The organism is Campylobacter sp. S4:11 (assembly GCF_024723695.1).
GTDB classification, from domain to species: domain Bacteria; phylum Campylobacterota; class Campylobacteria; order Campylobacterales; family Campylobacteraceae; genus Campylobacter_D; species Campylobacter_D jejuni_C.
The window spans coordinates 98,972-111,530 of the sequence record NZ_JANQDC010000003.1 but is presented as its reverse complement, the minus strand read 5'-3'; the positions used below and the strand labels follow the sequence as shown (position 1 = coordinate 111,530).

The following is a 12,559-nucleotide window of genomic DNA, read 5'->3' as shown; positions in this document are numbered from 1 at the left end:
CACAAGACTCCTTATTAAGCAAACTCTATTGCATCAAGCTTAAAATAATATTTAAGCTTGATATAGTTTAAATAGATTTTAGGGAGTTAATGGTTTATAAATTTTCTTGTTTTAAAGCTTCTGCTTGATAATAAGCGATTAATGGCTCGATGATCTCATCAAAAAGCCCACCTTCTAAAATCGCATCAAGTCTATATAAAGTAAGATTTATTCTATGATCGCTAATTCTATTTTGAGGGAAATTGTAAGTGCGTATGCGCTCACTTCTATCGCCACTCCCAACTTGTGATTTTCTTGCCTCGCTTTCTTTAGCTAAGCGTTCTTGTTCTTGCATTTCAAAAAGTCTTGCTTTTAAGACTTTCATGGCGCTTTCTTTGTTTTTATGTTGGCTTTTACCATCTTGATTTACTACAACTATACCTGTTGGAATATGAGTAATTCTCACAGCACTATCTGTGGTATTTACGCTTTGTCCACCATGACCGCTACTACGCATTACATCGATTTTTAAATCATTTGGATTGATTTGAATTTCAACATCATCAACTTCAGGCATAATAGCCACTGTAATAGCTGAAGTATGAACTCTACCTTGAGATTCTGTTTCAGGTACTCTTTGAACTCTATGCGTGCCACCTTCGTATTTTAGCCTTGAATAAGCTCCATTTCCTTTAATAAGAATGATAATTTCTTTAAATCCCCCTACGCTACCTTCACTTGAACTTACGATTTCATATTTGTAATCACGATTTTCTGCATAGCGCATATAAGCTTTTACTAAGTCCCCAACAAATAAAGAAGCTTCATCGCCACCTGTGCCTGCACGAATTTCTAAAAATATATTTTTATCGTCGTTTGGATCTTTAGGCAGTAAAAGAATTTTCAATTCTTCTTCAAGTTGTGGTTTTAAAACTTCGAGATTTTTAAGTTCTTCTTTTGCAAGTTCGCCTAGTTCAGGATCAGATAAAAGAAGTTTGTTTTCTTCTATATCATCTAAGGTTTTGAGATACTCTTTTGCTTTTTCTACTATGGGTTCTAAATTCTTTTGCTCTTTAGATAGAGCTGTCATTTTAGAAATATCATTAGAAATATTGACATCGCTAAGAAGAGTGTTTAACTCATCAAAGCGTGCTAAAAAAGGTTTGAGTTTATCAGCTAACATTAAATTATGCTAATTTATTTACCAATAATGCCAATCTGCTAACACGGCGTGATGCAGTTTGTTTTTTCAAAAATCCACGACTTACCATAGCGTGAATGCTTTTATTAGCTACTTTTAATGCATTTTGTGCAGCTTCTTTATCATTGTTTGCTGCTGCTTCACGAACCGCTTTTGTAATGTTTTTTAATCTTGTTCTATAAAATCTATTTCTTTCAGTTCTTTTGATAGTTTGTCTTGCTCTTTTTTCAGCAGATTTATGGTTTGCCATAATTTTCCTTTTTTATATAAATTAAATTGCTAATTATACAAAATTAAAATTAAATTTTAATTAATTTAAGTATTTTTAAAGTATTAATTTTAATACCTAATATCATTTGTTTTTAAAAAATCGCGTAGTTTTTCATACTCGCCATTTTCCAAATAACGATATTTACCAGCTTTTAACATACCAAGATCTAATGCTCCAAAAGCTACTCTTTTAAGATCCATCACTTCTAAATCAAAATGTCCAAAAAAGCGTCTTAACTCTCTATTTTTACCTTCATTAATGATTACTTTTAGTTTCGTATAGCCTCCGCTTGAACCAAAAATTTCAAAGCCTAAAAATGGAGCAAAACTCATTGAGGTTATTTTAGTTTTGGCGTGAGCCCCTTTTTTTTCATTTTGAATTTCTAAGCCATTTTGCATAGCTTCGATGACATTTTTATCTATATTACCTTTTACTTTTAAGTAATATTCTCTTTCTAAATCACTATGCATAAGCGCATCTGCTATCACAGGTGAATCAGTTAGTAAAAGTAATCCCTCGCTTGCAAAGTCAAGTCTTCCTACGCTAAGCCAAGTGCTAAATTGTTTTGGTAAAGTATGATAGATGGTTTTTCTACCTCTATCATCTTTTTTACTAACTATTTCGCCTTTTTGTTTGTGATAAATGATGACTGAAAATTGTGTTTTTTTATGGAGTTTTTTACCATTGATAAAAACTTTATCCTCAGTATTTACACTATCACTGAGTAAGGCTGTTTTTTTATTGATTTTTACTAAGCCTTGCTTGATTAGCTCATCAGCCTCACGGCGAGAATATTTGCTATTGTGTGAGATGAATTTATTAATTCTCATAATTTTACTTTACATCACAAAAATAGTTGGTACTATGGTTGGATATTTTTTGATTTTTCTAAAAATATGCTTTCTTAGTACTTGTCTAATTTGAGCTTCTAAAACTTTTGGATTATCTAAAATTTCATCTTTTACATTAGGGAAAAATTGACTTAAAACATCACTCATTTCTTTTGAGAATGCTCCATCTTGTTTATCAGCTACCAAGCCATAGCTAAATACTCTTGGTTTATTAATCAGCGTTTTACTTGCTTTATCAAGTTGAGCAATGATGACAACTATGCCACTATCTGCTAGTTTTTGTCTATCAATTACCACATCATCTGCGATTTGTTTGTTGATTTGATTATCCACAAAGACTTTTCCTGTTTTAACTGTTTTTACACGTTTGATGTATTTTTGACAAAGCTCTACTTGATCCCCATCACTCATTAAGTAGATGTTTCTTTCAGGTATACCACATTTTAGAGCAGTTTCTTTGTGTTTATTGATATGATTATACTCTCCATGCACTGGTAAGAAAAATTTAGGTTTTACTAAAGTTAGCATGAGTTTTTGTTCTTCTATACTAGCATGTCCGCTTACATGAATTTCACTAAATTCTTGATAAGCTACTTTAGCTCCTGCTTTTAAAAGAAAATCAAGCACAGCAGAAACATTTGCTTCATTACCTGGTATTGCTTTAGCTGAAATGATAACTTGATCGCTAGGTTTGATTTTGATAAATTTATGCTCATCTGTAGCCATTCTATATAAAGCACTCATAGTCTCACCTTGACTTCCTGTCGTGACAATTAGTACTTCGTTGTCTTTGTATTTGCTTACTTCATCAGCATCAATGAAAATTTTTCTATCAAGTTTGATATAGCCAAGTTCCATAGTGGTATAGAGATTTCTTTCCATAGAACGCCCTATAACACACACTTTTCTGCCGTATTTTAAACCATAGCTAATAGCTTGATATACACGGTGGATGTTAGAACTAAAGGTACTCATGATTACCCTGCCTTTAGTTTTAGCAAAAATTTGATCAAAAGTAGGTCCTACGGAGCTTTCACTTTTTGTGTAACCTTCTTTATATGAGTTTGTACTATCACTTAAAAGACAAAGCACACCTTCTTCGCCATATTGAGCTAAACGACTTAAATCCGTTGGATAGCCATCAATTGGTGTTTGATCTATTTTAAAATCGCCAGTGTGTATGATGGTTCCTGCTTTAGTTTTAATGGCTAAAGCACAAGCATCGATGATAGAGTGGGTTATGTGAATCCATTCTAAATTAAATTCACCTATTTCATAAATTTGTCTTTTTGTTATAGGTCTAAACCATTTACGCTCAGCCTTTAAACCATGCTCTTCAAATTTATTTGAAATCATACCTAGTGCTAAAGGTGTTGCATAGATAGGAAATTGGAATTCTTTGAAAAAATACGGCACAGCACCGATATGATCTTCATGAGCATGAGTGATGATGATAGCGCGAATTTTGTTTTTAATCTTTCTTACATAGTCAAAATCAGGTATGATAATATCTACTCCATGCATGGTTCCATCTGGAAAACTCATACCTATATCAACGATAATCGCATCGTTGTTGGTTTCAAAAACAGTGATATTTCCACCGATTTCCCCAAGCCCACCCAAAGGCGTAATACGAATTTTATGTTCGCTTGAGTTGTTGTGTTTTAAAGGGTGGAGTCTTAGCTCGTGCATAATTTTATTAGCTTCTATGCTTTTAGCAAGTTCTATTTGCCATTCTTCATTACCACTTAATTTAGAAGGTAAATTTCTATTTTTTTTCTTTTTCTTTTTTTCTTCACTAGCTTCAGTTTGAGTATTTTCTGCTTTTGTTTCGTTTTTAATTTCGCTATTTTGCTCTTGATTTTGTGAATCTTTTTTTCTTTTGTTTCTAAATTTATTAAATCTTTTAGTTTTATTTTGCTCTTGAGTTTTGTTTTCTTCGCTCATAGTCATCCTTTAAATAGTCATAAATTTTAAGGTATGAATCAACGCTAATTTCATGAGCTCTTGAGGTAGAAGAGAGATTTAGTGCTTCAAATGCTTTTAAAATTTTTTCTTTTTTATTTTTAAAATTAGATAAGAGTTGTTTTCTAGGATTTTGAAAACAAGCTCTAAGAAATTCTTTAAAAGCTTCTATATTTCCACATTTTTGCTGATAATGAGTGGTTTTTATTAACTTCATTACAGCTGAAGTAACTTTTGGCGGAGGATTAAAGCTTTGTGGCTGTATATCAAAAAGCATTTGTCTTTGACATATTAATGCACAAAGCACCCCTAAAGCCGAAAAATTACTTTCTTTTTCATTTGCACAAAATTTCTGTGCTACTTCTTTTTGCACCATTACTATAAGCCCAAGGCAATTTTGATCTTCTAGGGCTTTTAAAATCAAATTTGTAGCAATATAATATGGTAAATTTGCTACTAAAAAGTACTCTTTATCGCTTAAACTTCCTTGATCAAAAGCATCACTTGCATTTTGATGAATAAGCTCAAAATTTCCACCTTCAATCTCATTTTGAAATTTTTTATTTAAAATAGGAATCAAATCTTTATCAATCTCATAAGCTCTAATATGAGCTTGTGAGATTTTCAAAAGTTCTTGCGTTAAATCACCTAAGCCAGGCCCAATCTCAACTATATTTTTAGTATCTTTGGGTATGGCTTGGATGATTTTATCTACCACGCTTTTATCACATAAAAAATTTTGTCCAAAATGTTTTTTTGCTTTTATCATAAATTTATTCTATCTAAAAAATATTAATTATAGCATTATTTTAAGCGCTAATTAGATAAAATTTGAATTATTTTTTATAAAGGTTAATTTTTGAAAAATCTTATAGTGTGTGCAGGAGGAAATGAGGATTTTAAATTTGCACAAAGTATAGGCATAGGTTTGGTTAATTCTGCTTTTTTTCTAGGTAAAATTTTAAGTCAAGTAAAAGTAGATAGGGTAATTTTTATAGGCACATGTGGAATTTACCAAGAGGGAAAAATTTTAGACATTTATGAAAGTTCTAATGCTGCAAATTTAGAATACGCAGATTTATTTGATAGTTTTTATACACCTATAGCAAATGAGATTAGATTAAATGTTTCACATGAAACTATGATTAATTCTTCAAATTATATTTGTAAAGATGAAAATATCGCCCAAGAATTTTTTAAAAGGGGTGTACATATAGAAAATATGGAAGCATATGCAGTGCTTTCTTGTGCAAAAATGCAAGGGATAGAGGGAATTTGTTATTTATGTGCGACAAATTTTTGTAATGAATTTGCACATGAGGATTTTTTAAAAAACCATCAAAAAGCAAAAGAATTATTAAAAGATTTTTTGTTAGATAAAAAACTTATATAGGAAAAAAATTGAGTGAATTAAAAAATATATTAGATTTTACTAAAGAAGAATTAGAAAATTTAGTCCAGCCAAAATTTAGAGCAAAGCAAATTTTTGAATGGGTGTACAAAAAATATGCAGATGATTTTTTACAAATGTCATCTTTGCCAAAAGATTTTAGAGCGCACTTGCAAGAAAATTTTCATTTTTCACCTTTAAAATGTGTAAAAGATGAAAAAAGCAAAGACGGGAGTATAAAATATCTTTTTGAGCTTTTAGATGGTAAAAAAATAGAAGCTGTTTTGCTACCTATGAAAGAAGAACTTGTAGATGAAAATGGAAAAATCATCAAACATGCAAGATATACCATTTGCGTTTCCTCTCAAGTGGGGTGCAAAAGTGGGTGCAGTTTTTGTCTTACTGCTAAAGGTGGTTTAAAAAGAAATTTAAGCGCAGGGGAAATAGTAGGACAAATTTTATGGATCAAAAAACATAATCACATTCCTTATGAAAGAAGGGTTAACATAGTCTATATGGGTATGGGAGAACCTTTGGATAATCTCAAAAATGTTTCTAAGGCAGTTAAAATTTTAGCCGATAATGATGCCTTAGCGATAAGCCCTAGAAGACAAACGATAAGCACTAGCGGTTTAGCAAAACAGATCAAAGAGCTTGGAGAAATGAATTTGGGTGTACTTTTGGCCATTTCGCTTCATGCTGTAAATGATGAGCTTAGAAGCGAATTAATGCCTATTAATAAAGCTTATAATATAGCAAGTATTATGGAAGCAGTGAGAAATTTTCCTATAGATCAGCGTAAAAGAGTAATGTTTGAATACCTTTTAATTGATGGGATAAATGACAAAATAGAACATGCAAAAGAACTAGTCAAACTTTTAAATGGCATAAAAGCTAAAGTGAATTTAATACTTTTTAATCCACACGAAGGAAGTTTATATAAAAGACCAAGTGTTGAAAATGCGGTTAAATTTCAAGATTATTTAAGTGCCAAAGGTGTTACTTGTACAATAAGAGAAAGTAAAGGACTTGATATTTCAGCTGCATGCGGACAGCTTAAAGAAAGGCAGAGTAAACAATGACTTTTTTAGATATAGCACAGCTTATTTTTATAAGTATAGTAGTGATCATAGGACTTGGTGGGATTATTTATGTATTAAAAAATGAAGATCAGGTTAAAGATTAATTGATATATTTTTTTAATCTATCAATGACATCTGCTATAATTTTATCTATTTCATGACATAATAATTCATTGCATTTTTTATCGATAAAAACATAGTCTTTGTTGTATGTTGGCCAAAATATACTATCCTTTTTAGGATATAATCCAATACTAGGGATTTTTATATTGCTTGCAATATGAATTGGGCCTGTGCTAGGACTAATAATACATTTTGATTGAGATATAAGTTCTACTAAATTTAAAATATCATCATTGTTTTTAAAAATATAAATTTCTGATAAAAGATTTATATTATGTTGTTTAATATTTCTTATAAAAGTGTCATGAATATCATTATAAGTTGGAATAATAATGTTTATATTTGGATATGAAAATCGAATTTTTGCTATGAGATCAAAAAATGAAACTAGGTTTAGTGTGAAATCTACTGTAATGCTAAAAGGGTTTATAATAATAAAATTTTTAATATTGTTTTCTTGAAGATAATTTTTAACAATATCTTTGTTTTCATCTAATGTTTTTATAGTGGTATCAAAATTGATTTTTTTTATGCATTTATCAAATTTTTTAGGATCTATTTTTCTAGCATAATATAACATTCTATCTCTATCACTTCTATTTTTAAAAAATCTTTTTGTTATACTTGTAAAGATAGTTTTACATTTAAAAGAAAATACACTAACAAATTTTGCTTTTACAATAATATTTTTTGTGTTTGTTTTTATAAGAAGTTTAATTAAAAAAGATTTTGCATGAAATGATATTAAATAATCTAGTGAATATTTATTGATTTGATCGATAATATTTTCATCAATTTTTTCAATTAGTTCTATATGATCAATAAAATTAAAATTTTTTAAAATGGACTCAGTGTTTTTTTTGCAAAAAACTGTTATATCTGCTTGGTAAATATATTTAATTGCATATAGCATATCTAAACTAGCAACCATATCTCCGATATTATGAGGGCAAAAGTATCCAATGGAAATATTTTCTTTCATTGTATTATCTCCTTTAAAAACTCACCTTTTATATTTTTTTGAGATTGTATCAAAAATTTTTGATTTTTATATGTAAATTCTAAGCTAAAAGAGTGCAAAAGCAGTCTTTTAGCACCTGTGATGTGAGCTCTTTTGATATCACTCATTTTTCCATCTAATATTTGTTCTATTTGTGTTTTTTCTAAACCATATAAAGGTTCACCTAAAATTTTGTGTTTCACATGAAACAAATGTAGTCTTATTTGGTGTTGTCTTCCTGTTAGAGGTTTAGCTAAAACTAAACTGGCATCTAAATTTTCAAAATATTCTAAAGTGTAAAATTGTGTTAAAGCTTCTTTGCCATTTTCACAAATATGCATCCTAGTTTTGACTGCATCATAGTCTTTAGCTAAATTCATTTTTTTATCTACTATAAATTCTTCTTTGGTTTTTCCTTTTACTAATGCAAGATAGCTTTTTTGCACTAATCTTTTTTCAAACATAGTTTTTAACTCAATTTGTGCATTTTTATGTTTTGCTATGAGTAAAAGTCCGCTTGTTTCTTTATCTAGTCTATGAGCCACGCAAGCTTTTTCACCCCATAAATGCCAAATTTCATCACAAAGACTATAAGCACAATTGCGTCCATTAGGATGAGTTAGCACTCCGCTTGGTTTTTCTACGATGGCAAAATCTTCATTTTCAAAAACTATTTCTAATCCTTTGGGGTTGTTTTCATATACGATTAATTCTACTAAACCATTTAAAAATTTATTTTTTTCTTCTACCAAGTTTCCATCACAAAATAGTCTTTTTTTATCAATGAGTTTTTGTGCTTCATGCATAGAAATTTTTAACTCATCCATAAGCAGTCTAAATGCCTTTTTTCCATTATTTGATAGTTTCTTTTTTATATATGCCATTTAATAACTTTCTTAGGTAATTTATAATAAAATTCAAGCTATTTTTTCATAAAAATTATATAAAAAAAGGTCTTGAAAATGGTTGAAAGATATAGTAGAGAAATTATGGCTAAAAAATGGGACATGCAAGCAAAATATGATGCATGGTTAAAAGTAGAATTAGCTGCTGTGAAAGCATGGAATAAACTTGGTCTTATTAAAGATGATGATTGTGAAAAAATTATAAAAAATGCAAAATTTGATATAGCAAGAATAGATGAGATAGAAAAAACTACCAAGCATGATGTTATCGCTTTTTTAACTAGCGTAAGTGAAAGTTTGGGCGAGGAAAGTCGTTTTGTACATTATGCAATGACAAGTTCAGATTGTATTGATACTGCAGTTGCTTTGCAGATTAAAGATAGTTTGGAACTAATCTTGCAAGATTTAGATCAAGTTTTAGCAGCGATTAAAACAAGAGCATATGAGCATAAAAATACCTTAATGGTAGGAAGAAGTCATGGAATTCATGGAGAGCCTATAACTTTTGGCTTAGTTTTGGCTATTTGGTATGATTCGCTAGTTCATGCAAAAGATTTAATCATTCATGCAAAAGAAGTGATTAGCTATGGAAAAATCAGTGGTGCTATGGGAAATTTTGCTCATGCTCCACTTGAATTTGAAGAAGAAGTTTGCAAAAATTTAGATCTTAAGCCAGCACCCGTTTCAAACCAAGTTATACAAAGAGATCGTTACGCACAGGTTATCTCGGCTTTAGCTATTTTAGCTTCAAGTTGTGAGCAAATCGCTGTTGCTATCCGCCATTTTCAAAGAACAGAAGTATATGAAGCTGAAGAGTATTTTTCTCAAGGACAAAAAGGAAGCTCAGCTATGCCTCATAAAAGAAATCCTGTTTTGAGTGAAAATATCACCGGTCTTTGCAGGATGATAAGAGCTTATGTAACACCTGCTTTAGAAAATGTAGCCTTATGGCATGAAAGAGATATATCACATTCTAGCGTAGAAAGATTTGTATTACCTGATGCTTTTATCACGACTGATTTTATGCTTTCAAGATTATGTGGTGTGATAGAAAAGCTTTTGGTATATCCAGAAAATATGATGAAAAATTTAAATTTAACTGGGGGACTTGTATTTTCTCAAAGAGTATTGCTTGAGCTTCCATTTAAAGGTATAAGTAGAGAAGAAGCTTACAAAATTGTCCAAAGAAATGCTATGAAAGTTTGGGCTGATTTACAAAATGGCAAACCTGCCTTAAATGAAAAAGGCGAGAGTTTGTTTTTGTTAGCTTTATTAGCTGATGAGGATTTGAAAAAGTCTTTAAGTGAAGCAGATATTAGAAATTGTTTTGATTATAATTACTATACAAAGAACGTAGATAAAATTTTTGAAAGAACTTTTAAATAATAAATTAGGGGTTGTGAGTGAAAGTATTAAAAAGAAATGGTAGAACTGAAGAGTTAGATGTTTCTAAGATTAAAAAATATACCACTGATGCGGTGGCAAATTTGGAAAATGTTAGCCAAAGTGAGCTTGAAGTAGATGCAAAAATTCAATTTCGTGATGGTATAACAACAGAAGAAATCCAGCAAACTTTAATTAAAACAGCAGTAGATAAAATAGATATTGATAGACCTAATTGGACCTTTGTTGCTGCAAGATTATTTTTATACGATTTATATAAAAAAGTAAGTGGTTATAATGGATATAAACATTTAAGAGAATATCTTGAAAAAGGTGAAAAAGAAGGTAGGATTTTAATAGGCTTAAAAGAAAAATATGATTTAGATGATCTTAATGCTTATATAAAGCCAGAACGCGATTTGCAATTTACTTATCTTGGTATAAAAACTTTGTATGATAGGTATTTGATTAAAGATTCTAAGGGTATGCCTATAGAATTACCACAGCAAATGTTTATGGCTATTGCAATGTTTTTAGCACAAAATGAATTAGATTCTCAAACTTGGGCTAAGAAATTTTATGACTTAATCTCAACTTTTGAAGTAATGCTTGCAACCCCAACCCTTTCAAATGCAAGAACTACAAGACACCAATTAAGCTCATGTTATATAGGAAGTACGCCTGATAATATAGAAGGAATTTTTGATTCTTATCAAGAAATGGCATTATTGTCTAAATTTGGTGGCGGTATAGGCTGGGATTGGTCTAAGGTACGCGCTATGGGTGGAAGTATAGATGGACATAAAAACGCAGCAGGTGGAATCATACCATTTTTAAAAATCACTAACGATATAGCAGTAGCTGTTGATCAACTTGGCACTAGAAAAGGAGCGATTGCAGTTTATATTGAACCTTGGCATATGGATATTAATGACTTTTTAGATTTGCGTAAAAACTCAGGTGAAGAAAGAAGAAGAGCACATGAGCTTTTCCCTGCTTTATGGATTAATGATTTATTTATGAAAAGAGTAAGAGCAAATGATAAATGGACGCTTTTTGATCCTGCTGATACAGCAAGCTTATGCGATTTATACGGTGAAGAATTTGAGAAAAAATACGAAGAATTTGAAAAAGATGAAAACATAGCTAAAGAAATTATAGATGCAAAAGAGCTTTGGAAAAAAATACTTTTATCTTATTTTGAAACAGGTATGCCATTTTTATGTTTTAAAGATAGTGCAAACAAAACAAATCCAAATTCTCACGCAGGGATTATAAGAAGTTCAAATTTATGTACAGAAATTTTTCAAAATACAGATCCAAACTATTATCAAATTAAAATAGTATTTGATGATAAAACAGAGCTTCATTTAGATGAGGATGAAGAGCTTACAATAGATGGGGGATATAAAAAACTTGCTAAGAAAGTTTCTACTTTGGATAGTATTAATGGTAAAAAAGTCTATATAGTCGAAAAATATAAAAACGAAGGAAAAACCGCAGTTTGTAATCTTGCAAGTATAAATTTAAGTAAAATTAACACTAAAGAAGATATCCAAAGAGTAGTACCAACAGCCATAAGAATGCTTGATAATGTGATCGATTTAAATTTTTATCCTCATGTAAAGGTTAAAAATACCAACCTAAAATCACGCGCTATAGGGCTTGGTGTAATGGGTGAAGCACAAATGCTGGCTGAAGCACAAATTTATTGGGGTTCTAATGAGCATTTTGAAAAAATTGATCGTATTATGGAGATGATTAGCTATGAAGCTATTTTAGCTAGCTCAAATTTAGCTTTGGAAAAAGGAAGCTATCCTGACTTTGAAGGATCAAACTGGAGTAAAGGTATAGTGCCAATTGATGTAGCAAACGAAAATGCTAAAAAGCTTACTGCAAGTGAAGGTTTATTTGATCAAAGTGAGTGTGATTGGGAAAAATTAAGAGAAAAATTAAAAAGAGATGGTATAAGAAATGGTTATTTAATGGCCATAGCGCCAACTTCTTCTATTTCTATTTTAGTGGGTACTACTCAAACAATTGAGCCTGTATATAAAAGAAAATGGTTTGAACAAAACTTAAGCGGTATGATACCAACTGTGGTGCCAAATTTAAGTACTAATACTTGGCAGTATTATACTCCTGCTTATGAGCTTGATCAAAAAATCTTAGTAAAAGCAGCAGCGATTCGTGGTAAATGGATTGATCAAGGTCAATCTTTAAATATCTTTGTTTCTTTAGATAAAGCAAGCGGTGGATATTTAAATGAAATTTATCAACTTGCTTGGGAATTAGGTGTTAAATCAACTTATTATCTAAGAAGCGAAAGTCCTGATAGTCAAAAAGTAAATGATGATGTGGTTGATAGAACTATAGAATGTGAAGGTTGTCAATAAAAATGGAGAAGCA

At 30.5% G+C, this 12,559-nt stretch carries 12 protein-coding genes; 5 read left to right on the top strand and 7 right to left on the bottom strand.

Features of this window, described 5'->3' with window-relative positions; all coding sequences use genetic code 11:
* Positions 1-94: 94 nt before the first annotated feature.
* The 5 genes from prfA to rsmA form a co-directional block, all read right to left on the bottom strand.
* The gene (prfA, locus tag CAMP5053_RS01875; RefSeq protein WP_261545106.1) at positions 95-1,162 is read right to left on the bottom strand and encodes a peptide chain release factor 1; all 1,068 of its coding nucleotides are present in this window, start codon (positions 1,160-1,162) and stop codon (positions 95-97) included.
* Positions 1,163-1,166: 4 nt separating this feature from the next.
* Positions 1,167-1,430: a 30S ribosomal protein S20 gene (gene rpsT, locus CAMP5053_RS01870; protein ID WP_039617063.1), complete on the bottom strand. Its 264-nt coding sequence runs from the start codon at positions 1,428-1,430 to the stop codon at positions 1,167-1,169.
* Between the two features lie 89 nt (positions 1,431-1,519).
* Positions 1,520-2,281: a pseudouridine synthase gene (locus CAMP5053_RS01865; RefSeq protein WP_214100159.1), complete on the bottom strand. Its 762-nt coding sequence runs from the start codon at positions 2,279-2,281 to the stop codon at positions 1,520-1,522.
* Positions 2,282-2,290: 9 nt separating this feature from the next.
* Complete coding sequence (locus CAMP5053_RS01860) at positions 2,291-4,249, bottom strand: ribonuclease J (protein ID WP_261529833.1); 1,959 nt, start codon at positions 4,247-4,249, stop codon at positions 2,291-2,293.
* A complete protein-coding gene (gene rsmA, locus CAMP5053_RS01855; RefSeq protein WP_261545104.1) occupies positions 4,215-5,036 on the bottom strand; it encodes a 16S rRNA (adenine(1518)-N(6)/adenine(1519)-N(6))-dimethyltransferase RsmA in 822 nt (273 codons plus the stop codon). The genes CAMP5053_RS01860 and rsmA overlap by 35 nt, the downstream gene beginning before the upstream one ends.
* A gap of 90 nt (positions 5,037-5,126) precedes the next feature.
* On the opposite strand from rsmA, the gene CAMP5053_RS01850 reads away from it, so the two are divergent.
* From CAMP5053_RS01850 to CAMP5053_RS01840, 3 genes are read left to right on the top strand one after another with little or no spacing between them, the layout of a single operon-like run.
* Complete coding sequence (locus CAMP5053_RS01850) at positions 5,127-5,660, top strand: purine-nucleoside phosphorylase (RefSeq protein ID WP_337217164.1); 534 nt, start codon at positions 5,127-5,129, stop codon at positions 5,658-5,660.
* A gap of 8 nt (positions 5,661-5,668) precedes the next feature.
* Positions 5,669-6,739 carry a 23S rRNA (adenine(2503)-C(2))-methyltransferase RlmN gene (rlmN, locus tag CAMP5053_RS01845; RefSeq protein ID WP_337217163.1) on the top strand — a complete coding sequence of 357 codons (1,071 nt, stop codon included), beginning with the start codon at positions 5,669-5,671 and terminating at the stop codon, positions 6,737-6,739.
* A complete protein-coding gene (locus CAMP5053_RS01840; protein ID WP_250324958.1) occupies positions 6,736-6,843 on the top strand; it encodes a hypothetical protein in 108 nt (35 codons plus the stop codon). Before rlmN ends, CAMP5053_RS01840 begins: the two co-directional genes overlap by 4 nt.
* Here the strand turns inward: CAMP5053_RS01840 and CAMP5053_RS01835 are convergent.
* Both CAMP5053_RS01835 and CAMP5053_RS01830 read right to left on the bottom strand, forming a co-directional pair.
* Positions 6,840-7,844: a glycosyltransferase family 9 protein gene (locus CAMP5053_RS01835; RefSeq protein WP_261529838.1), complete on the bottom strand. Its 1,005-nt coding sequence runs from the start codon at positions 7,842-7,844 to the stop codon at positions 6,840-6,842. The two genes, CAMP5053_RS01840 and CAMP5053_RS01835, sit on opposite strands and share 4 nt — an antisense overlap.
* Entirely contained in the window at positions 7,841-8,746 is a 906-nt protein-coding gene (locus CAMP5053_RS01830; RefSeq protein ID WP_337217162.1) for an RluA family pseudouridine synthase, read from the bottom strand. Before CAMP5053_RS01830 ends, CAMP5053_RS01835 begins: the two co-directional genes overlap by 4 nt.
* Positions 8,747-8,824: 78 nt before the next feature.
* Between CAMP5053_RS01830 and purB the strand changes: the two genes are divergently transcribed.
* Both purB and CAMP5053_RS01820 read left to right on the top strand, forming a co-directional pair.
* Positions 8,825-10,153 carry an adenylosuccinate lyase gene (gene purB / locus CAMP5053_RS01825; RefSeq protein WP_039625018.1) on the top strand — a complete coding sequence of 443 codons (1,329 nt, stop codon included), beginning with the start codon at positions 8,825-8,827 and terminating at the stop codon, positions 10,151-10,153.
* 17 nt (positions 10,154-10,170) lie between these two features.
* Positions 10,171-12,546, top strand: coding sequence for a ribonucleoside-diphosphate reductase subunit alpha (locus CAMP5053_RS01820; protein WP_214100153.1), 2,376 nt, complete (start codon positions 10,171-10,173; stop codon positions 12,544-12,546).
* The last annotated feature ends 13 nt before the right edge of the window (positions 12,547-12,559 follow it).

Coding starts and splice junctions, on each gene's coding strand:
- prfA (WP_261545106.1), bottom strand. CDS start 1,162: ATGTTAGCTGATAAACTCAAACCTTTTTTAGCACGCTTTGATGAGTTA.
- rpsT (WP_039617063.1), bottom strand. CDS start 1,430: ATGGCAAACCATAAATCTGCTGAAAAAAGAGCAAGACAAACTATCAAA.
- CAMP5053_RS01865 (WP_214100159.1), bottom strand. CDS start 2,281: ATGAGAATTAATAAATTCATCTCACACAATAGCAAATATTCTCGCCGT.
- CAMP5053_RS01860 (WP_261529833.1), bottom strand. CDS start 4,249: ATGAGCGAAGAAAACAAAACTCAAGAGCAAAATAAAACTAAAAGATTT.
- rsmA (WP_261545104.1), bottom strand. CDS start 5,036: ATGATAAAAGCAAAAAAACATTTTGGACAAAATTTTTTATGTGATAAA.
- CAMP5053_RS01840 (WP_250324958.1), top strand. CDS start 6,736: ATGACTTTTTTAGATATAGCACAGCTTATTTTTATAAGTATAGTAGTG.
- CAMP5053_RS01835 (WP_261529838.1), bottom strand. CDS start 7,844: ATGAAAGAAAATATTTCCATTGGATACTTTTGCCCTCATAATATCGGA.
- CAMP5053_RS01830 (WP_337217162.1), bottom strand. CDS start 8,746: ATGGCATATATAAAAAAGAAACTATCAAATAATGGAAAAAAGGCATTT.
- purB (WP_039625018.1), top strand. CDS start 8,825: ATGGTTGAAAGATATAGTAGAGAAATTATGGCTAAAAAATGGGACATG.